15 protein-coding genes and 3 pseudogenes are annotated in these 21,897 nt (G+C 48.1%); 5 read left to right on the top strand and 13 right to left on the bottom strand.

Annotated elements, in window-relative coordinates:
* Positions 1–35 precede the first annotated feature (35 nt).
* The 5 genes from BJI67_RS16785 to BJI67_RS06935 form a co-directional block, all read right to left on the bottom strand.
* Positions 36–1,001 (bottom strand): glycosyltransferase family 2 protein, encoded by a 966-nt coding sequence (locus BJI67_RS16785; RefSeq protein ID WP_083250715.1) that lies wholly within the window; start codon positions 999–1,001, stop codon positions 36–38.
* Positions 1,002–1,083: 82 nt separating this feature from the next.
* A complete protein-coding gene (locus BJI67_RS16780) occupies positions 1,084–2,382 on the bottom strand; it encodes a DUF707 domain-containing protein (RefSeq protein WP_083250714.1) in 1,299 nt (432 codons plus the stop codon).
* 109 nt (positions 2,383–2,491) lie between these two features.
* A complete protein-coding gene (locus BJI67_RS16775; RefSeq protein ID WP_083250713.1) occupies positions 2,492–3,469 on the bottom strand; it encodes a glycosyltransferase family 2 protein in 978 nt (325 codons plus the stop codon).
* A 29-nt stretch (positions 3,470–3,498) separates the two neighbouring features.
* Positions 3,499–4,278, bottom strand: a complete 780-nt coding sequence (locus tag BJI67_RS17365; protein WP_197513348.1) for a sulfotransferase — start codon at positions 4,276–4,278, stop codon at positions 3,499–3,501.
* A 129-nt stretch (positions 4,279–4,407) separates the two neighbouring features.
* Positions 4,408–5,559 carry an IS4 family transposase gene (locus BJI67_RS06935; protein ID WP_070072412.1) on the bottom strand — a complete coding sequence of 384 codons (1,152 nt, stop codon included), beginning with the start codon at positions 5,557–5,559 and terminating at the stop codon, positions 4,408–4,410.
* A gap of 769 nt (positions 5,560–6,328) precedes the next feature.
* On the opposite strand from BJI67_RS06935, the gene BJI67_RS16770 reads away from it, so the two are divergent.
* A complete protein-coding gene (locus BJI67_RS16770; RefSeq protein ID WP_083250712.1) occupies positions 6,329–7,333 on the top strand; it encodes a glycosyltransferase family 2 protein in 1,005 nt (334 codons plus the stop codon).
* Positions 7,334–7,527: 194 nt separating this feature from the next.
* A complete protein-coding gene (locus BJI67_RS06930; RefSeq protein WP_070072411.1) occupies positions 7,528–9,075 on the top strand; it encodes an oligosaccharide flippase family protein in 1,548 nt (515 codons plus the stop codon).
* A gap of 88 nt (positions 9,076–9,163) precedes the next feature.
* Here the strand turns inward: BJI67_RS06930 and BJI67_RS18245 are convergent.
* A pseudogene (locus tag BJI67_RS18245) lies at positions 9,164–9,388 on the bottom strand (FkbM family methyltransferase); the annotation flags it as partial.
* 486 nt (positions 9,389–9,874) lie between these two features.
* Here BJI67_RS18245 and BJI67_RS16760 point away from each other — a divergent pair.
* The 3 genes and pseudogenes from BJI67_RS16760 to BJI67_RS06920 form a co-directional block, all read left to right on the top strand.
* Positions 9,875–10,318, top strand: coding sequence for a DUF4372 domain-containing protein (locus tag BJI67_RS16760; protein WP_407922815.1), 444 nt, complete (start codon positions 9,875–9,877; stop codon positions 10,316–10,318).
* Positions 10,315–11,216: pseudogene (locus BJI67_RS06925) on the top strand (IS1595 family transposase). Before BJI67_RS16760 ends, BJI67_RS06925 begins: the two are co-directional and overlap by 4 nt.
* Before the next feature lie 4 nt (positions 11,217–11,220).
* A pseudogene (locus tag BJI67_RS06920) lies at positions 11,221–11,988 on the top strand (IS4 family transposase); the annotation flags it as partial.
* Positions 11,989–12,403: 415 nt separating this feature from the next.
* Here the strand turns inward: BJI67_RS06920 and BJI67_RS16755 are convergent.
* The 7 genes from BJI67_RS16755 to BJI67_RS06890 form a co-directional block, all read right to left on the bottom strand.
* Positions 12,404–13,465 carry a glycosyltransferase family 9 protein gene (locus BJI67_RS16755; protein WP_197513347.1) on the bottom strand — a complete coding sequence of 354 codons (1,062 nt, stop codon included), beginning with the start codon at positions 13,463–13,465 and terminating at the stop codon, positions 12,404–12,406.
* A 367-nt stretch (positions 13,466–13,832) separates the two neighbouring features.
* Complete coding sequence (locus tag BJI67_RS06915; RefSeq protein ID WP_083250707.1) at positions 13,833–15,152, bottom strand: putative O-glycosylation ligase, exosortase A system-associated; 1,320 nt, start codon at positions 15,150–15,152, stop codon at positions 13,833–13,835.
* A gap of 11 nt (positions 15,153–15,163) precedes the next feature.
* Positions 15,164–16,288 (bottom strand): hypothetical protein, encoded by a 1,125-nt coding sequence (locus BJI67_RS06910; RefSeq protein ID WP_197513346.1) that lies wholly within the window; start codon positions 16,286–16,288, stop codon positions 15,164–15,166.
* Positions 16,278–17,237, bottom strand: a complete 960-nt coding sequence (locus BJI67_RS06905; protein WP_156782056.1) for an FAD-dependent oxidoreductase — start codon at positions 17,235–17,237, stop codon at positions 16,278–16,280. The genes BJI67_RS06910 and BJI67_RS06905 overlap by 11 nt, the downstream gene beginning before the upstream one ends.
* A 272-nt stretch (positions 17,238–17,509) precedes the next feature.
* A complete protein-coding gene (locus tag BJI67_RS06900) occupies positions 17,510–18,691 on the bottom strand; it encodes a glycosyltransferase family 4 protein (protein ID WP_070072407.1) in 1,182 nt (393 codons plus the stop codon).
* Positions 18,688–19,905, bottom strand: coding sequence for a glycosyltransferase family 4 protein (locus tag BJI67_RS06895; RefSeq protein WP_070072406.1), 1,218 nt, complete (start codon positions 19,903–19,905; stop codon positions 18,688–18,690). Before BJI67_RS06895 ends, BJI67_RS06900 begins: the two co-directional genes overlap by 4 nt.
* Positions 19,906–19,953: 48 nt before the next feature.
* On the bottom strand, positions 19,954–21,897 hold the full coding sequence (locus BJI67_RS06890; RefSeq protein WP_070072405.1) for an XrtA/PEP-CTERM system amidotransferase: 1,944 nt from the start codon (positions 21,895–21,897) through the stop codon (positions 19,954–19,956).

The raw sequence follows: 21,897 nt of genomic DNA, 5'->3' as shown, positions 1-21,897 counted from the left end.
AGATAGTTAAAGAAACAGAGAAGGAATTTACCTCATCAGACAACTCTTCTCATGAGCCTAGCCAAAGGATATACAACCGTTTTAATAAATTCTTTAACAAAAAATGATTTGTATTTAAATAAACCATAAGAATCAAAAAGAATACTGAGTGTATATAAATAGCCAAAGTCAAGTCTGGCGCCATAAAGCATGCTGGTCAAGAATCTATCTCTTGCACTAAGCAGAATATTTTTAGATTCATCATTTATATTTACTGAAAGAGAAGTATCTGCCATGACTCTGCTAATAGCATCCACTCTTGCCTTATATCCATGATAGGTGGCAAAGATTGAGCGCTGAAGTGAGTTAGGAAGGACCCTCTGATAATAGAGTTTTTTATCTATTATCTTAACTTTTGTATTTATAATTGAGAAATACAAGAATGGTTGAAAGTCCTCCCCACTTTTTGAAGTCGAATACCCATACTCTGGATTAAATAAGTCCGCACGAATCATAACAGATGCTGGATGAAAGAAGAAATCATTAGTGCACAACATGTTAAGAAAGTTATTTACCTCAATAACCGGCAACTCTCGATCTGGTTGATAATTATTGCCGTCAAAAGATGCAACGTTTCCGACGTCCTCCTGTCTAACAACAGCGATGCCTAAATCATTATCATTGACTAGTAAATCATACTGTGCTTCTAATTTGTATTTAGAATACATATCATCCGCATCGAGAAATGCTATAAATTTAACCCCTAAATTTAGCGCTTTTGTAATTCCATTGTTTCTACTAGATCCCGCCCCCTCATTGGCCTGATTCAAAATAATTATCTTATCAGACCGCGAAGCATAATCGTTAAGTATCACCCCTGATTTATCACGACTACCATCATTAACAGCAACAAGAATATAATTACTAAATGTTTGCGCAAGAACAGAGTCAAGTGCTTCTTTTAGAGTTGATTCAGCGTTATATACCGGCATAACAACAGCGACGGCAACTTCAGTATCCATTTAAACGAACACCATCTGATGAATATTAATAAATATATAACTCATGCCGTCCGTCGACACAGGAATACTACAGGGTAGTAAGTCAATGGATTTCATATATAGTCGGGCGCTCTGAGCCGACGTGATACATAAGCTCCATCTTGGGCATTATTCCAGCGCTATACAGTAATTTATAATATGCACCATGGTATAAATTTGGCACTCCCTTATGAACAGCCTGCACAGAATCAACAACAGCAACCGTCTCACCATAGAGATCACGGATAGTGATTCCAACCCGAATATCCAACCCCCAACCGCTGATACTATTTGCAAATAGCGGTTCGACGCACTTAAGTGCGTCTGTTGAAAATAGTGGCATCATTATTTCAACCCCTGATACGAATCTAAATGCATATGGTGACTCATCCACGTGGTACAAGACTTTCAACCCGGTATGTGAATCCTTGCTCAAGGAAGCCTGACACAGTTTTAAACTGTTTTTATCTGCAATTTCAAATAAATTATTTATATCAAAATGCGATAGGAACACATCATCATCAAGAAACAATACGTATTTGTATCTGTAAATTAGATCGCCATTAGCTTTCAATATAGCGCTAATTGCCGTAATTTTAGTGCCTTTGTGTTCTACACAATACTCCGAATCAGCTCCATCACAACATCCCTCATAAAAAGCCAATAATATATCGTAGTTTCTATTTACATGATGCATTTCACGATTATGATTGCCGTTTGTCTGTATATAAAGCAAATAATCATGTTTTCTTACCTGAGTCATTTGCGAAAACGTTGTTACTCTAGAATTATGATAATTTTCAATATTATCATGATATTCAGTAGTATTTTTAGCGAAATTTGCGCATAAAGATTGTTTTTTATGCTGCATGTACTCCATTATTCTACGCGAGAATTCCACTGATGAGTCCGGTTGGGGCCAGCCGAATTCAGTACCAGTAACAAAGGATAATGATATTTTTTCAGCAGGGTCAGGACGATCCTGGTACGGGATAGTCACATACCTAAGCCAGATTGATTGGGTTGCCATTTTAGTATTATGTGAAATACCACGCGTGTGTAAATTACTCTGTACATATGCGGCATCAAAAATATCAGAGGGGTCTCCATTGCATCCACCGCGTATGAATTCCGCGAATTTGTTAGTACATCCGTTATTGTTCTCATTAAATTGTTTATGGTCGGGATCGAAGAATGGGCAGGGTATATACCCTTTCTTCTCTCCTCTTAACACATAATGTAATAACGAAAGCATGTACCAATTCTTCTTGCCCCAATACACCCGGGCATATGCTCGATGCTGAAACAGTTTAGACTGAAATATTGTCCAAAAGTCTTTTATGTACATCATGTACTTGTTCATCGGATGATCAATAGAATTAGCTGAATGCTCTTATTGACAAATCGTGTAAATGCACCCTGCTTTAATACCACGGTATTTAGTACACCACCACATGGGGCAGCTTTATAGTTCATTTTGAGGTCAAAGATCTAGCTATCAAATATCCTGTATACAGCAACCACTTTATGCTAGGAAGTACCACTAAAGCTTGTTTAGCGTAAAATGCTGCATTTATATAATTCTTGTTTTTAGCACAAAGTAAAGCTATATGCTTAAGCACATATCCTTTTTGCTTTTTTGCGTATTTTACAATTACTGATTGTTTTGATTGTATGATCGACTTGTCGAACAAATAAAGCTGATATTGCCTTTTTCTATACTCATTCAGAGACGTAGATGCATTCAACGCGCATTCACGCTTTGGGATATTATGCCGCGACACGTAATGTGGTGAAAATATTATCAACTTCGCACTATCAACCAACCGCAGGAATATATCGCGATCCTCTTCCCACCTTATACATTCATCCATACCATCTACCGATTCATACAGATCGCGTCGCACAATCAATGTATTGAGATGGCATAATCCACCGTATTTCAACAAGTCGTTTGTATTAACACGGTAGAATTCATCTATGTAGTTCGCAGCATCACGTCGTACAAGTTCTATGATCAATCCTTCAAGCCAGATGTCTCCATTATTCTTTATACCATCCATATATGCAAACTGATTACTGAGAATCAATTCTGGCTTGATCTCCAATTTTGATATTGCTGTTTGTACCCGTGTGAGATAATCGTCATCCGTCCATGAATCATCATCATCCAGGAAACACAAGTACTCTCCCTTCGAAACAGAGAATCCATAGTTGCGAGAAAATGAAGGACCATGTCCATTAGGCCTTTTGATTAATGAATGCAAAGTAACTTCTGGTCCCGCTTGCTCTATCAGAGTTTGATATATTGAGACAGCATCGTCATCTGATCCATCATTTACCACAATTATTTCTTTTGAAGCACACGTTTGAGCCATTATTGATTTTAACGCTTCCGCAAATTGATATGGTCTATTACGCGTAGCGACAATTACGGAAAAATGCGGCACGCTTAGCGACTCCGATTATGATGTATAAATCATCTAGGCATCTTTTTACGATAATCAGACCTATGTATATGTGCATCAGTAAAAACATGTTGATCTGAAGGTATTCCGACAAAGCTCAGTATCTCCTTCTGATAATCAATATCATTCATATATTCAGCATCGACGTATCTAAACACCCCAGCCAACTTAGGTGCAATTCCGTCTGCCTTTTCATAATAGTATTCGCAATACTTACGTATAGCCTCTGGTTTTGATTTCGCTTCAAACTTCGGGAAGCATTTGTCCCATACTGGATCCGGCTCCCAATACTCACCGTTGTGGTTCATCCAGAAATTCCGTGACTCATGAAATGGAGATCGTGTAATCATAGCACCCAGACGATCAGCCAAATATTTTGAGCGCCATCTCGGTATACTTGATTTGTGCATCCAACTTGCTACGGTCGCTTCGATATCACGCCTTAAACACAGAAAGCGGATATTTGGGTTACGCGCGGCAAGCATTTCTACATATGTAAGGTAGTAGAATGCGATATCACCGATTAACCTTACCTGATTCATCTTGCATAGTTCGTCATAAGCCTTGACGACTACCTGGCGACTCAAATCGACAGTCAGCATGGACGGATCACCACCATCAAGAATGGTTTGATATTCGTCTATCGCATTTATGAAAGGCCTCGGAGTTCCGGCAAAGCGAACGCTGGATGGGTTCATCTCATGGAAACACAAGGCATCTTGCTGAGCGTTTAATAGCTTAGCGAGAGATGCCGTACCAGAACGCCCGGTACCTAGTCCAATAACAATCACATTCGTCTCCAGACTACATTTGTACAATTTCTTCACGTCTTTATAGCACGTAAGTTCTAAGCTTCCGGTGTTTACCACTCATAGTTTGAATGAGTTTTTCATTCGGTATCACTGCTGTCCCGTTAACTTTCACAGCAAAATCATCTGATTGATATTGGGTTGCTTGTCGCCAGGTGGGTCGCCTCTCAGCAGCGCCATCAGATCCCTTTTTTCGAACAGATTCATCTGCAACAACCGTAAGATTTGTTGCGTGCTTTTCTGCAACTTCGACTGGAACTTGAGAAAGGCCAGAAGCAAATACATACAGAGTGCGATCCATATCTGGGTCCTCACCGCATTCTTACTGGTACCCACAAAAGATTTAATCTTCAGGTTTTGTTTGATCCATTTAAAGAACAGCTCGACCTGCCATCTTGCCTTGTAAATATCCGCAATGGTTTTGGCAGCAAGCTTGAAATTGTTGGTCAAAAACACATAGCGCTTTCCGATTTCTGAATCCCGGTAAGCGATGCGACGTAACTGAACAGGACACTTCTTTGCTGTCTGCGGCCCGCCGAACTCGATGGTTTGATCGCAGATCAATCCCCTGCCTTTCAGCACTGGACGACGGCTCACAATGCGATATTTTGCATTGGTTTTGAGGCGTGTAACAAAAAATATTCCCCTTTCAGTCAGTTGCTTATACCAGGTGTAGTCGTTGTAACCTTTGTCTATCACCACGATACTTTCCTTGGGAAATGCCAGCGTACGACCCACAATCACATCATGGTTCTTGCCTTCGGTCACCGTCACAAACTCAGGCAAGTAGCCTGCATGGTTCAGTCCGACATGAAGTTTTATCGCCCCCTTGGTGGTTCGAAAATCTGCCCAAGGGAAAACGGACAGACATAAATCAATCGTTGAAGCATCCAGTGAATAAAGCGGGTTGCGGAAACGAAAGTTATGACCAGGCACCACACCCTGGCAGCGACTCAACAGCTTCCCAAACAAAGCTTCGTACAGCGCATAGGGTTTAGCGTCATTGATTCGGGATAAATTTGAGCGCGACAACTTTGTACTGCCAAGATGATAAAGGCGGTGCACTTGTGCTGAGATATTCTCAACAATATCACGCAAGCTGTTTCGGCCCGCCAACTGCGCCATTGCCATGCTCACAAACTGTGACCATCTCGAGGCGGTTCGAAAAGAGCGGCCTGTATGGTGTTGTTTTGCAAGGGTCTCGAATTCATGTCTCGGTATCATTTTCAGAAGTTGTGAAAACACAGTATTATGGTGACTCAAGGCCTGATTTCCTTTCTATTTTACAATGACTTGTGGTGATTTCATTGTATCAAAATAAACAGGTTTTCAGGCCTTCTTATTCACTCCTTAACGGGACAGCAGTGATTCGGTATGCAACACTGTGTTAAGCACTTAGATTTGCACCCACAAAATGGCAGCGATGACTCATGCCGCTTTGTCATAGCCCATAATCTGAGACTGAGTTTGGGTCTGCGCGGCAACTGCTGGGCTAATGCCGTAGCCGAATCATCCTTGACCAGCCTGAAAAAAATTCACATCAAAAGCGCACGAACAATACTCATGAACTACCAACACTGACATCTTCAACTACATCGAGGTGTTCTACAATCGCAAACTTTGACACCTTTATCTCGCATGTTTGAGCCACGAGGCATTCGAGAATGCCTTTTAGTGAGTGTCCAAGGTGTCTTGCTACCTTGAAAAGTCCACAGGTTTGCATCCGCATTAGCATGGACTGGAAAGTTCTGTTGCTCAGCAAGGTGTCACTCGCGCATCTACACTCTACCGCTAAGAAGGAGAAGCCTATGTGTTCAGATCTTACGATAGCAAAGCTTATAATAGCGTATCACTGAGTCAATATTGAATAGTCTACAACGTAAAGACCACACCCCACAGTTGACCATGCCTCACACGACTGCGTGCATTACATATCCGATGCTTGAATACGCCTTAACACAGCAAATAACTCATCATGACATCCAATTTCCCAGGGCAGATCAGGTCCCAATCATCAAACAGGTAAATAATAATGAATATTCAAGACGAAGAACTGGTGTCCATTATAATTCCAGTATTCAATCGCGAGACGTTAGTCAAGAAGACGATTATTTCATGTTTAAAACAGACATACAGAAACTTTGAAATAATATGCGTGGATGACCATAGCACAGATAGATCGATAGATGTCATAAAAGAAATTGCGCTAGAAGACCCAAGAATACAAATCTTAAGAAACACTAGAACAAAAGGAGTTTCTGGTGCCCGCAATTGTGGAATAGAAAAGTCTAAAGGTAATTTTATAGCTTTTATAGATAGCGATGACCAATATGAACCGCACCATCTTGAAAGCATAATGAATGAATTCCAGGAACATCCTCAAGTAGATTGGATATATGCCGATTTTTGCAGAGTTAAAGGAAGCTCATTAGTTGTAGAATCAGTATTCAAGTCAAATAGTGTGCTTGACAATTTAACTACATACAAAGAAGGAAATTTACATATCATCGACAAAAAAAGTCAACTATTAGAGCATATCAAGTTTGAAAAAGCTCCCGGTTTGCATACGTCTATTGTTAGACGTTATATTTTCAGAACTTTGTGTTTTGATGAAAGCCTTCAAATGTTTGAGGACTGGAAGTTAAGATATGATGCGATATTGGCGGGCTATGCATTAGCATTCATAAACAGAATTAACCACAAATACTTTATTCATGATAACAACTTGTGCTCATCGTCAGATAATAAGGATTATATAAAAAAATTGAGGCAGATCGATGAAATTGTAAAGCTACACAAATCTATACATTCAACTGATTACAGTGATAAAGGTATACATCAAGCCCTAAAAAAACATATCTCAAGATTTATTTTCTGGGAATGCGGATATAATATATATAAAATGGGAAAGCCCCTACTAGGTATTAGAAAGATGTTCCTTGGATTATCATACGATCCAGCGTCTACGGAACTAATTAGAGGGTTAATTTCTGTAATATTTACCATAGCGAAATCCTCATTCAAGGATCGCTTCTAATCCATGCCGAAGGCAGTATAAAGCTCAAAGTCAATCTTATGTTTTCAATGCGTTTTCAGTTACTTACACTAAAAAAACCCTACTTTTTTTGACCAGACTATAGATGTATCTACACCAAACAATTTGTAATTCATACACATAACATCATAGTGCGTGTACAATCCGCCACGCTTACGGCCTCAGGACATGGATCAGTGACTAATATAGAACAAAACCCAGAAGAAGACGTTGGCCTCCACAAGCTCAAGCATTCCGGCTCCGTCCTCGCCAGAACGGCTCATGGAACAAGCTGGCTAATAGGATGGCGGCTGGCGAATAGAGCGCTGGGTTTCATTAGCACCCTGTTTCTCGCACGCCTGCTCTCTCCCAGTGACTTCGGTATCGTGGCTCTTGCTATGGGTTTTATGCAAAGTCTGAACCAGCTTTCCGAACTTGGAACGGAGAACGCCATTATCCGCGATGAGAAACATGACCGAGCAATTTATGACACCGGGTTCACCATCAACCTTATAAGAGGATCTCTGGTTGCACTATTGATATTCATTCTGGCTGCCCCAGCCGCGGAGTTCTTTCACAGCCCGCATTTTGAGCAGGTTGTTTGGCTCGCAGCACTCATCAGTTTCCTGAACGGATTTGAAAACATCGGTATCGTCGATTTCAGGCGCTTCATGGCGTTCAACTACGAATTTAAATTAAAAATCATTCCGCGCATCATATCTGCCGTCACGGCGATTTTACTGGCATTTATCTTGCGCAATTTCTGGGCACTTATCATTGCTATTTTAGTAAATCAAATTATTACATTAGCGATGAGTTACGTCCTTCATCCATACCGTCCGCGACTCACCTTGCAAGCATGGCGTAGAATGGCTTCATACTCGACGATGTTGTGGTTTTCTAATTTAATTGGGCTAGCTGGTGGATTTGGTACCAAGTCAATCATTGGTAAAATATCAGGGATCGCCAGTGTGGGCATCTATGAAGTGGGCATTGATTTTGCGTCACTTACAACGTCTGAGTTAGCAGGTGCGTTCTCACGGGCTCTGTTTCCAGGTTTCGCGGAACTAAGGAAAGCGGGGAAAGATGCCTCAGAAATGATTCCTAGAGTGATAGGTATTATGGCGTTAGTCACATTCCCTGCCGGAGTAGGAATATCATTAATATCGTATCCTATTGTACAACTAGCGCTTGGTAGCAAATGGTTAAATGCGGTTCCGATTATTGAAATTTTAGCAATCACAAGGTCACTTACAATACTAGGCGTGATTAGCACTACGTATTTTTCAGTGCATGGATGGATGAAAACCATTGTATCCATCAATGCAATCGGAGGAATCATCCAAATTATACTATTAGTATTTCTAATACCCAATTATGGGCTATATGGTATAGCACTATCTGTGGCATCCGCAGAAACAATTATTCAGTTTTGTTTCTACAGCATTGTATCGTATAGCTTGCATATAAGCATTAGCAAAACGCTCTCCATGGTATGGAGAAGCGTAATTGGATGCCTAATCATGTCGATCATCCTATACATGATGAACTTAGGCTGGACACATGAATCATCACATATTGCTAGCAATCTCAGTGCAGCTTATAAATTAGGTATTACAATAGCAATAGGTTCTGCCATCTATATTGGAGTTATTTCCATACTATGGTTCTTTTCTCCTAATAAATATAACTCACCCGAAGTAGATTTATTAAATCAAGTTAAAAAAATTATGGTCCGAAATTGATAGTTTAACCATTCCAGATCTCGGAAAATGAATTCGCTGTCGCTGTCTCTCAACAATGCAGAAGCCGAAGTAGTTATCCAAAGTTCAATCATACATCGCATACATACCAGTCATCTACTTTAGAGACACTCATATATTTTCTGATATAACCGTTTTTTGTTAGCAGATCATATATTCTTTCTCTGTTTTCTGTAAAATTGTGTTCGCATGTAATCACTTTATATTTATATTTTCTGAAATCAAAGTTTTTTAGTATCTCATATTCACTACCTTCAGTATCTATAGACAGATAATCTATTACACTTGGTGCACCATGTTCTTCTAATTAATCAAGTAACGATATTGTCTCAACTTGATATCTAGTCCCCGCTTGCCGAAAAGCGGAATGCATGTCTGAGTTTGAAAAAGTATCTAGGGTTGACAAGCCATGCACCTCATTAAACTGCAGATGAAGACCTGACTCTGCCCACACACATCTAGTATCAACCAAGCAGCCCCTATTTATACTCAGGCCATTATGCCAAACGCGAGCAGGCTCAACCAGAATGCCACGCCAATTATATTTTTTTTCCAAAAGAAATGGATTGGAAAGCTCTATACCATTTGTAGCGCCGAATTCGACAAAATATCCGCCACGCATAAAATCAAGTTCACACAACACAAATAAGTCTTGATTTCACTGCTGTCCCGTTAAGGAGTGAATAAGAAGGCCTGAAAACCTGTTTATTTTGATACAATGAAATCACCACAAGTCATTGTAAAATAGAAAGGAAATCAGGCCTTGAGTCACCATAATACTGTGTTTTCACAACTTCTGAAAATGATACCGAGACATGAATTCGAGACCCTTGCAAAACAACACCATACAGGCCGCTCTTTTCGAACCGCCTCGAGATGGTCACAGTTTGTGAGCATGGCAATGGCGCAGTTGGCGGGCCGAAACAGCTTGCGTGATATTGTTGAGAATATCTCAGCACAAGTGCACCGCCTTTATCATCTTGGCAGTACAAAGTTGTCGCGCTCAAATTTATCCCGAATCAATGACGCTAAACCCTATGCGCTGTACGAAGCTTTGTTTGGGAAGCTGTTGAGTCGCTGCCAGGGTGTGGTGCCTGGTCATAACTTTCGTTTCCGCAACCCGCTTCACTGGATGCTTCAACGATTGATTTACATGCCTATGAACTATTCTCAGAACGCAATGCCTAATTCCTTGTCCGTCATAGAGTTAGAGGTGACAAGATGAAAGCCGAAGCGATGAATTTGCTGCAATGGCAGGAGCGGTTTGGTACGGAAGAGGCCTGCGCGGAAGCCTTGAAGCAACAGCGATGGCCCAATGGCTTTCAATGCCCGAAATGTGGCCATGATCATGGCCAGTGGGTAGCTACCCGCAAGGTCTACCAATGTGGACGTTGTCGACATCAGACCTCGGTGACCGCCGGCACGCTCTTTCACTCGACCCATTGGCCTCTGGTGCAGTGGTTTCTGGCCATCTATCTGATGGTCTGCGATAAGGGCGGAATATCGGCTCTGCGCTTGTCGAAGCAGATCGGAGTTTCCTGGATCACCGCACATCGCATGCTGCGCAAGATGCGCCACGCCATGGCCGACCGGGATAGTCTCTATCGCCTGGGTGACTTGGTAGAGGTGGACGACGCTTTCGTCGGTGGAAGAAGGTCTGGAGGCAAGTGTGGTCGGGGCGCGGAGGGAAAGACTCCGGTCCTGGTGGCCGTCGAAAGTCGTGGCAAGAAGGCGGGTTTTGTCGCCATGGAGACGACCTCTTCGGTGTCCGGTGAAAATTCCGCCAGTTCGTGAAACGCCATCTGCTCCCACAGCAACCGACACGCTCGGATGGCCTCGTAGCCCTGCGGGTTCTGGGGGAGACGCAGCAACATGAAGGCCGTGTGACGCCCGCCGAGTGGGTGGATGAATGGCTGCCCTGGGTACACATAGCCATTGGCAATCTCAAAGCCTATTTGCTGGGCACTTTTCACGGAGTCACGGGGAACTATCTGCAAGAGTATCTGGATGAGTTCGTCTACCGCTTCAACCGGCGCTTTTGGGAGCCAGAGCTCCCACTGCGTCTGCTCAATGCGTGCATGAATCATACGCCCGTCCGTCTGCCGGCTGAGAATTGTTTATAGGCATGTTGATTTATGTCTGTCCGTTTTCCCTTGGGCAGATTTTCGAACCACCAAGGGGGCGATAAAACTTCATGTCGGACTGAACCATGCGGGCTACTTGCCTGAGTTTGTGACGGTGACCGAAGGCAAGAACCATGATGTGATTGTGGGTCGTACGCTGGCATTTCCCAAGGAAAGTATCGTGGTGATAGACAAAGGTTACAACGACTACACCTGGTATAAGCAACTGACTGAAAGGGGAATATTTTTTGTTACACGCCTCAAAACCAATGCAAAATATCGCATTGTGAGCCGTCGTCCAGTGCTGAAAGGCAGGGGATTGATCTGCGATCAAACCATCGAGTTCGGCGGGCCGCAGACAGCAAAGAAGTGTCCTGTTCAGTTACGTCGCATCGCTTACCGAGATTCAGAAACCGGAAAGCGCTATGTGTTTTTGACCAACAATTTCAAGCTTGCTGCCAAAACCATTGCGGATATTTACAAGGCGAGATGGCAGGTCGAGCTGTTCTTTAAATGGATCAAACAAAACCTGAAGATTAAATCTTTTGTGGGTACCAGTAAGAATGCGGTGATGACCCAGATATGGATCGCACTCTGTATGTATTTGCTTCTAGCCTTTCTCAAGTTCCAGTCGAAGTTGCAGAAAAGCACGCAACAAATCTTACGGTTGTTGCAGATGAATCTGTTCGAAAAAAGAGATCTGATGGCGCTGCTGAGAGGCGACCCACCTGGCGACAAGCAACCCAATATCAATCAGAATATTTTGCTGTGAAAGTTAACGGGACAGCAGTGTCTTGATTTATTTGAGAGGTTGAGTCGACATAATGATCTATACAGTTACTAACACATTCTGGTTTTATCACCTTTAGGAATTCAAGAAATTGGTTCGCTCTTTTGATAACATTTTCGTAGACAGATCTTTCCAGAGTCAGCTTATCAAAAACAGATCGCTTTGTAAGTGCGAGGTTGAATCTCTGCAGGATAAAGTCTATCAATTTTTTCATGCGAAGCCCCTATATATACTCAAATGATTGTTAATAATACAATTCATTATCATCAAAAACAGCGCCTGATATAGACTAAGAATAATATTTCCAAATACAGAACATGTCAAATAATGATATTTTTATTTCATAAAACTCCATTCTCAATTTCGTCATAACGTCAATAACAAAACTTCACCTGTATCATTCGCAAATAAGCATCTCAAGTTTCCGATTAATTTTTATATACACTTCACCAACATCGAGATTAGCAGCGGGCCCTTTTGCATATATGATTGAATCAGTTGCACTATCTTTATAATATCCACTATAAGGCATATATTTATCAAACCCCTCATACTTTCCAATAAGTATCAGACCGGGAGTATGAACTGCATTAGCAATATGTGCTAATCCACTCTCGATGCCCACAAACAGACTAGCTCGTCTGATTATTTCTGCTGTCTCTATGATTGATAATTTTCCACATAGATCTACATACCTCTCACTATCGCTAACAACAACCGCACGCAACCCTAGCTCTACGATAGTTATATCGTGGTTTCCTAGAACCATATTGACCAACTCACGCCATTTATCCCGACTCCAATCCCTCCTTTCGTCATTAGACTTGCAATGAATCACCATATAAGTTTTTGGGATATCAATTCTTTCAAAAACAGATTGACCTGATATTGATTCCTTAAATACAGGGCCTTCCGTTAGAACCGGTAAGCCAGAAAGAATGCATCGTGCTTCCAATAAATTTGAATTAGAATAGTAATTTGTATAATTAATTACATTTGGTTTTTTATTAATCCGAATGCCGCAGAGGGAGCATTCTTGGGTGTTCGTATGCAAATCGTAAACCGTATCAAAAATATTTGATTTCCAGATCATAATCCAATGTGTTAAGCACTGAATCTCAAGCACATGGTCTACACCCATAATTTCAGATACAAGATCAATATAGGCCGATCGCGTCACCCAGATAACAGTGTGATTTGGGTACGTACGTTTTAAATATGTGGCAATTGGTTGAGATGCGACTATGTCGCCAATATGCTCTATTAGTGATACTGCTAATAATGGTTTTTTTGATATCACCCGCAACAATAGCAACTTGAACAATGATTTTGGTGTAAAGACAGCAAATACAGCAGCAATACGATATATATTTTTTTTATTTATAGAATATTTCCAATACATACTTTTCATTGTTTCAAAGCTTAATATGCGGGTTGCAAGAACAACCTTGGGTTGCATATCTTTCCTCATATTACTCGATCTCTGTATTTCAGATAGGAAGTTTTTAATATTAGTATTCTAATAACCGATAATAAGCTAAGCGTGAAATTTATGGCGCACTCTTTATACCACTGCCCACGCTGTATATTATTTATCGCATAATACAACAAGCAAATATACGCAAATCAGAATGGATTACAAAATTGTATTGAGAGAGAATTTACAGTAGATACTCTAATTTTATCTTAAAAATCATCAGTCTTAGAATTGGATACAAGACTGATTCTACACGAGGTGTGGCTATCACCACATGCAACTCACCGTTGTTGAATTATGACACATACTCTCTCATTAATTTCAATTACACCTTGGCCCTATCACATGGTTACAGATTATACTGATCCTTATGTCTTATTGAAGCAATAGACCTAAACGATTTATTCAGAACAATGCGGCCCCTATTTTCTTCAGACAACCTATCCAGCGCCACAATAAGCCCGAACATTTGTAGCGTATAGTTAAAATATGCCAAAGGCAAGGCACTGCCCGCGACCATAAAACCAACCAATGAGACCTGGAGAAAGCCCGCAAGGTCATATAGCCAGAGACTTTCTGGATGTGGTTTTGTTTTCTTCCTAATCCGATATAGCGCATGCCAGGAAAGCACCAGCATCAGGATATAGAGTATTAGTCCACTCACACCCTGCTCTGCCAAAACCTTGAACCAGATGCTATGAATTGCGAGGGCCTTCGAATAACCTGACGGTCCATATTCGTTCCATGTCTCTCGACTTGCCCAAACACCGAATCCACCGCCTGTCAATGGTCGCCGCAATCCGACATTAGTTGCAAACTCCCACGATTGAATCCGGTCTTCGAATGATGCACTTTTAACCGCAGCACCGGACTGGAGACCTTCCATTCTGTGTTTCCAGTGTGTCGGCAAGAAATTCATTGCAAAAAAGACAATGATTCCGCCAGTTATAAGAAGTCCAACACGCTTTCGACTTTTGAGAATGAGGAACAACAGTACGGCGGCCAAGGTAATGAGCCCTCCTCTGGAATAAGTGCCCAGTATAGCCATGACGGTCAAGCCCATCAGCCCTAACAAGCCTCGTCTCAACCAGTGGTTTTCTGCATTGAACTGCAAATACCTCATGAGCGGAAGAGCCATACACATGGCTAGCGCAACGGTATTATTGTCTCCTATAAATGACCCCTCAGGACCGATAACGCGGTAATTACCTCCATGCGCCAGCGTGAATACCCCCCCCTTCGCCGCCCAGAAGCCGATCGAGACCATCAGCACCCAAACCATCCAGTGTGCACGAGTTGCGTTGTTCACTAACTTGATCATGCAGGCAACCACCACCATCACCTTGATGAACAACGTATATTGCACGTGAGCAAAACCAGGTACCAATGCGAAAATCGTGCTTACCGATGCTGAAATTGTGAACAGGAGTAGCGTGATTGCCAGGCCACTCCAATAAATTCTCACCACGCTTTCACGCCGGAGCACCATGCCGACCAAGGTTAATATCGCCACGATGTACACCCAGTGAAATGTGGACGCAAATCCGTATACCTCGCGGTATGGGTTCATATCACTCAGCAAAACCCAGAGCAACAGTCCGAGAAAGGGTTCGACCAATGCCATCGGCATGGCTCCAACCATCAGCAATATGAATAACATCGCTCGCATGCAATGACTTCCTAAAATGTCTGCACTAACAACAGTGCATCAGCAAGAAATTTAGTGGCCCAGTTCGGATAGCGATGACGCATGTAGGGGCCATCGAATGGGTATGACCCTTTCATCCCACCTCGAACCCCGTCATTGGGCGAGTCGAGATCGATCTGGCGGACACAAAATCCGATGGCCTTGGTGGCATTTTCACGAAAGATTTTCTCGGCGGTTACTTCCGCAAGACGCATCCAGACAAGCGCCATTTGTGCATTTCCAGTCATGCAGCTCCAACGCACTTGGGGCTGCCATTGACGGTCGAGACGCCCAGGGATCGATCCATCCGAGCGCTGGGCCGCGGCCACGCCACGCGCCATGCGCACCGCTGCTGCAAGGCCTTCCGTATTCTTCATGGCCGCAGACACTTCCAGGATGCCACGAATCGAATAGGCGATCGTGTGGGTCAGGGGTTTATCCGGTTCTTCCAGGCAGTTATCGGGCAGCCATCCATTGGGCAGAGCGGTTGACATTGCCCAGGCCACGTTGCGACTGGCCGCTTCGGCATAACGCTCAACACCCAGGGCTTGTGCTGCGGCGATCAGAGCGAATGCGGCTCGGGTGTTGTAGGCGTTGATGCCGGGACGTGCGAAGGGCGATGGATGCTTACGCCAGGCACCGTCCTCGTCCTGTACCGATACCAGCCAATCCGCTGCGCGTCGCATCGAATCGGCGTAGGACGGGTGTTGTGTTTCACGGTAGGCACGCGCCCAGCCAAAGAGAACCTGCCCGGTATTGAAAATCGTCGGCACGACCAGGGGTGCACCCAGCGTACCGGCCTGGATGGCGCCCTCCGGCAATTGGATCTGGGTTTCCCAATCCGCCATTTTGAGCGCTCGTTCGCGGTATTCTTCCCTGCCCGAGTACGCCGCATAGTCGAAAAAGGTCGGGATGATGTATCCGGTTGTTTCCGGATAAGCCTCGGCCCAGCGCCCGTGGCGCAGATCGTAATAAGCAGAGACACCCCCACACCCAGTTACATCCTGTGCCCGAGCAAGCCACTGCATGAGGGCATCGAGTACCTCGCCTCGATCGGACAGGCGACGCGGCCATGGCAAGCGGTCCCGCAGGGCGACTGACCAGGCATCATGCATCATGCGATTTCCTGTCCCTTAATCCTGGCTGGTGTGTTGCCATACCCTTCAGTTTCCGCCATGCACGTTGCCGCCGACGCGCAAGCCACGGTCCCGGGTCCGCCCAACGCCATAGGGCATCCTTGACGGCAAGCCCTTGAGCCGGCCAGGAGCGCGCTGTCTGGTCCGCCCTGCTCAATGACAGCAGATCCGCTTCACGATCGCGCCACACGAAAGCCTTGTGGGGCGTAGCTTCCTGCGACTGCGAAAAATGAAGGCCCATGGCTGACAGGTAACAGGCGTATGGCAAATTGACGCCGTTCAAGGTGGCGATTTCTTCCTGGTAGTCGGTACGGCCTATGGTAGGTTCAATGGCGATATATTCGCCGGAAGCTTTATGGCGCTTGTACTCCATGCCAGCCAATCCGCGAACGGCCCTTTGACTGAAAAATGCTGTGGTGCGTTCGGCGAGAATGCTCGCATCGTCTACTGGGGCAGGGGCACAAGAGGCCGTTCCTCCGGTCCCCGGTGGCCATGCGCGGATCTTGCGTCCGACGAAACTTGCCTCAACCTGCCCTGTTTCCGATAGTTGTTGCAGGCAGAAATAGATATCTGAATCACTCCCCGGGACCCATTCCTGGACGATCAAATCGGGCCATACTGCGAGCATTTCGAGCAACAGCTTGCGGGCTTCTTCTCGCGTTTCCACTCGATAGGCTTTGCGGAATTGTGACTCGAACTCCGATACATGAGCACTGGGCTTGATGACTATCGGCATGGGCTGCGCTGCGAGTACTTCATCGACATCTACGGCGGAACAGACCCGATAACTTGCCGGCACACGCAATCCGCTTTCCCGTGCCCACTGATCGAAAGTGGGCTTGTGCATCAAGGCATGCAGGATTTGAGGCGTAGGCAATATGAATCGATAGCTGCGATCAAGCTGGTCCTGATGATCGGCCAGCGCCTTCACGGCGTGTTCCTGGGTGAGCAGCAAAACAGGCCTGTGGTCAGCAGCCTGGCCCCGCACCAGTGCTTCAAGCTCCAGGTGAAGTGGCTGCCTGCCAGTGAGCACAAGGGGTTTGGCACATCGGCTGTGCATCCCAGGCTGTGTGGCGTCGATATCGGCAATCCACACAGGCACCCCCGCCGCATGCAGACTGCGCGCGACTCCCAGACCGTTGAGGCCAGCGCCCACGACCAGCGCGGGGACTTCGTGGACCACTGGAGATGCCGGCCGTCCTGTCACGTGGACCGACCGACTTGCGCCCGAGATGGATTGGCCAGCAACCGCTGGGCGTCTTCAAGCACGGTCCTGGCATTGGCCTGCCAGGTCAGGCCACGTTCGGCAATGGTCCTCGCGGCCGCCTCGCCCAGGCGGGTGCGCAGGGCCTCGTCGCGCGCGAGTTGCAGGATCGCGGCCGTGCGCTGTTCAGGCTGTTCCGGATCAAATAGCAGGGCATTGATTCCGTCACTGAGTATTTCGCGGATATTTTCGCTCGCGGGAGCCACCACCGCGCAGCCGGCCGCCAGATATTCGAATAATTTAAGGGGTGACGCATAGGGCACGACCGCAGGCTGCAGCGCGACGTCGAAGGCCATGACGTGCAGGGGCACCTGATCGCGCTCGACCACGCCGGTGAAGGTCACGCGATCTGCCAGTCCGAGCTGTTCCGCCTGCGCCTCCAGCGCTGCACGCGCTGGTCCATCGCCCACCAGCAGCAGATGCAGATTGAGCTCGGGATGGGCTGCCATGAGATCGAGCATGGTATCCATGCCATGCCATTCGCGCACAAAACCGGTAAACCCCAGCACCACTCTCCCCGACAGGCCCAGATGCTGCTTCGCCGCTTCACGCGATGGCAACGAGGCGAACTGATCCGGGTCGATGCCGTTAGGCGTGATGCTGAGCTTCGTTTCCTCGACGCCCTCCTGGGCAATGCGCCGCGCAAGCACGCGGGTAACGGCATAGACGCGGTCTGCGCCACGCCAGGCACGACGTTCGCTCCAGCGAGCCAGGCTCGGCAAGGCAATCCCACTGTAACGACTTCGTTCATCGAGCAGCGGCGCGTTCACTTCCAGCAACAGGGGGAGCCCGAACCGCCGATGCGCCCACACGCCGGAAACGAAATACAGGTTGTAGCGCTCGTAAATCACATCCGGGGCATGCTCGCGAATCGCCCGACGAAGCTTGAGATAGTCGAGGACGCTGTAACCGAGTTCCAGCAGCTCGTAAAGCGCCTGCGGCAGGCGGCGTTTCAGCATGGAAACCCACCCCGACTCGCCGCCGAACGACTGCTGGTCGACGGCCCTGGGGCCGACCATCACCACCTCCGCGCCCTCCTGCTCCAGGGCATGAATCATTTCGGCGATGTGGACATACTGGCCGTCCTTGGAACCGATGCGGTGGTGGTATAGCACTTTCATGCTTCCGTGCACTCCCTTTCACGGCTGATTTCGCGGAACAGCTTCAGCTGTCCGGCACTGGTTTCGTCCCAGCTGAAGCGTTGCGCATATTCCCTGACGCGCTCGCGGCCCGGAGGGTGGGACAACACCGATTCGACACACCGGGCCAACGCCTCGGGCTCCCGGGCCGGCACCACACGCCCGGAAACCGGATCCGCAAGCACTTCGCTGACGCCTTCGGCATCGCAAGCCACGACGGGAGTGCCGCAGGCCAGGGCTTCCAGGACGACATTCGGCATGCCCTCGCGGCTCGATGCCAGCACGGAAACATCCGCGGCGCTGTAGTAGCGCGGCAGGTCCTTGTGCGGGATCGGGCCGAGGAAGCGGACACGCGGGGCAAGTCCCAAATCCTCCATCTGTCGATGCAGAACCGGTTTCAACGGCCCTTCCCCGGCCACGACAAGCACCGCATCGGGCAGGCGCGTCAGGGCTTCGAGTGTGGTGTGGTGGCCCTTGCGCTCGATCAGGCTGCCGACGGAAAGCAGTAGCGGGACATTGGCCGGCAGATGCAGCTCCTGGCGGGTCGTCTCGGCGGCTGCGGGGACGGGCTGGAATGCCTGTAGATCCACCCCATTGCGCAACACGGTGATCCGCTCGCGAGACACGCCGAGTTGAACCAGGTGCTCACCCAATGCCTGGGAAACGGAGATCAGGCCACTGGCTCGGGCTGCGGCCCAACGCAGCTGCGCGCGCGGCCCGCGGTAACGCGGGATCCAGTTGACGTCAGTGCCGCGCGAGGTGACGACGACCGGCTTCCCGAGGCGTTCGCCCAGCCAGACAGCGGCAACGCCATCGGGATAAAAGTAATGCGCATCGATGAGATCGAAGTGCTCCCCGCTTGCGAGCATCCTCCGCAATACGGGCAGCATAGCGGCAGCCATCAATCCGGGGGCGATGGTCATGCCCACCTTGGGCACGACGGGATATCGAGGGTGGAGGACACGCAACCCATGCCGTACTTCCTCGCCCGGAACGGCGGCCAATCGGGCGTAATGTCCGAATCGCGGATTGCGCGATGGAAACCAAGGCACGGGTGCCACCACGGTGATACCGATTTCGCCTGTCGCCAGCAGATGGCGCAGGCGCTCTTCGACGAATACGCCGTGCCGTGGTTGCTCGGCGTTCGGATACAGGCTCGAAAAGCTCAGGATACTGAGCTTGCGGGTGGCATCCATCACCGTTTCAGCCCCGCCCGCCCCGGACACCCTGCCAAGCGACGATATTCATGCCGTGCTGCGCACTGGATTCGATGCCGATGGGAGACCTGCCGTCGGTACATTCATCAGATGTTCCAGCGAACCATTGAGCATCAGCAGACTCCACAGGACGACGCCGTGGTCGCTCAACCCGCTCTTGTGCTCGCGCCACAGACCCGCGAGTGCTTCCATGGAAAAAAGCCCGGAATCGGCCAGCGCCGAGCGCTCCAGCAGACGTTCGAAGGGGGCGGCCAACGGGCCACGGAACCACTGTTTGAGAGGGATGGAGAAACCCTGTTTGCGTCGGTAGATGATGTCGTGAGGCAGATCCCGCTCCATGGCACGCTTGAGCAGGTATTTGCCTTCATCCCGCTGGATCTTCTCCTCGGTCGGCAACGAGAGCCCCCACTCCACGACGCGGTGATCCAACAGGGGCACCCGGACCTCCAGCGCATGGGCCATGCTCGCGCGGTCTACCTTGGTGAGGATGTCGCCCGGCAGCCAGGTCTTGAGATCGAGATACTGGGCAATGCGCAGCGGGTCGTCGGTTTGTGCGCGGCGTGCGTGCGTGCGGAATACCTCCAGCGCGGAATACCCCTGAAGGTCGCTGGCGAATGCCTTGCTGTAGAGGCGCTGGCGGATGCTCGCCGGCACCGAGGACATGGTATGGAAATAGGCCTCGACGGTATCTCTGGCAAGGGCCTGGAAGGTGGTTTTTGCACGCAGGACCTGGGGTGCCCAGTCGGCCTTGGGGTACCAGCGGCCGAGCATTCCGAAGACGGGCTTGCGCAGGCCCTCGGGCACCAGTTCGCGCGCGCGACTCTCACGCAGATGCCAGCGATAACGCCGATAACCGCTAAAGACCTCGTCGCCGCCATCGCCCGACAGGGCCACCTTGACGCTTTGGCGCGCAAGCTCGCAGACGGCCAGCGTCGGCAAGGCGGAGCTGTCGGCAAACGGCGCGTCGTAGACCTGGGCCAGACGCGCAAACATTTCATGCCCTTCGGCCTGCACGATCCGCTCGTCGTGGTCGGTGCCGAAATGGTTGGCCACCTGGCGAGAATACGGGGTCTCGTCGAACGCAGGATCGTCGAAACCGATGGCGCAGGTCTGTACCGGATCGGACATCTCCCCGGACATCAGGGCAACGACGGTGCTTGAGTCGACACCGCCGGAGAGGAATGCACCCAGCGGCACGTCGGCAACCAGCCGCAGGCGGACTGCATCGGCAATCCGCTCGCGCAAAGCCTGCGCATGCTCATCCTCCGAGCCCTGTAGGCTGATGGACAGGTCGACGTCCCAGTATGGCTGTGGCTCCGGAAGGCCTTCGCCGGCACGATAAGTCAAGGTGTGCCCGGGCGGTAACGACCGCACTTGCGTAAGGATGGAGCGGGGATCCGGCACATAACCCAGCGCGAGATATTCCTCGACGGCCATCGGATCGAGTGTGCGCTCCAGCCCGGCATGGACGAGCAGGGCCTTGAGCTCCGAGCCGAACACGAAATCACCCTCGCGAGTGAGGCCGTAGTACAGCGGCTTGACCCCCAGTCGGTCCCGAACGAGATGCAGCTCTCTGGCTTCGCCGTCCCACAGGCCGAAGGCAAACATGCCGATGAAACGGGACAGACACGCCCTGCCCCAGGCACGCCAAGCCTGCAGTAGGACCTCGGTATCGGAATGCCCATCAAAGGCGTAACCGATATCCTGCAATTCGGTCATCAGTTCCTGGAAGTTGTAGATCTCGCCGTTGTAGGTCAGGACCCATCGTCCATCTCCGCCGATCATCGGCTGGCGACCATGCGTCAGGTCGATGATCGACAGCCTGCGATGGGCAATGCCGATTCCGGGCGCAACGTATTCACCCGATTGATCGGGTCCGCGATGGGCGATGGCATTACCCATGGCCTCCAGAAACCGGCGCTCGGGCGTCTTGTCCTGCTCCCCACAGATCAGTCCGGCGATACCACACAT

It is taken from the genome of Acidihalobacter aeolianus, assembly GCF_001753165.1.
Taxonomy (GTDB): Bacteria; Pseudomonadota; Gammaproteobacteria; order DSM-5130; family Acidihalobacteraceae; genus Acidihalobacter; species Acidihalobacter aeolianus.
This window is presented reverse-complemented; position numbering and strand designations above follow the sequence as displayed.

Coding starts and splice junctions, on each gene's coding strand:
- BJI67_RS06890 (WP_070072405.1), bottom strand. CDS start 21,897: ATGTGTGGTATCGCCGGACTGATCTGTGGGGAGCAGGACAAGACGCCC.
- BJI67_RS06915 (WP_083250707.1), bottom strand. CDS start 15,152: ATGCGAGCGATGTTATTCATATTGCTGATGGTTGGAGCCATGCCGATG.
- BJI67_RS16785 (WP_083250715.1), bottom strand. CDS start 1,001: ATGGATACTGAAGTTGCCGTCGCTGTTGTTATGCCGGTATATAACGCT.
- BJI67_RS06910 (WP_197513346.1), bottom strand. CDS start 16,288: ATGATGCATGATGCCTGGTCAGTCGCCCTGCGGGACCGCTTGCCATGG.
- BJI67_RS06895 (WP_070072406.1), bottom strand. CDS start 19,905: ATGGATGCCACCCGCAAGCTCAGTATCCTGAGCTTTTCGAGCCTGTAT.
- BJI67_RS16780 (WP_083250714.1), bottom strand. CDS start 2,382: ATGAACAAGTACATGATGTACATAAAAGACTTTTGGACAATATTTCAG.
- BJI67_RS16770 (WP_083250712.1), top strand. CDS start 6,329: ATGAATATTCAAGACGAAGAACTGGTGTCCATTATAATTCCAGTATTC.
- BJI67_RS06900 (WP_070072407.1), bottom strand. CDS start 18,691: ATGAAAGTGCTATACCACCACCGCATCGGTTCCAAGGACGGCCAGTAT.
- BJI67_RS16755 (WP_197513347.1), bottom strand. CDS start 13,465: ATGCAACCCAAGGTTGTTCTTGCAACCCGCATATTAAGCTTTGAAACA.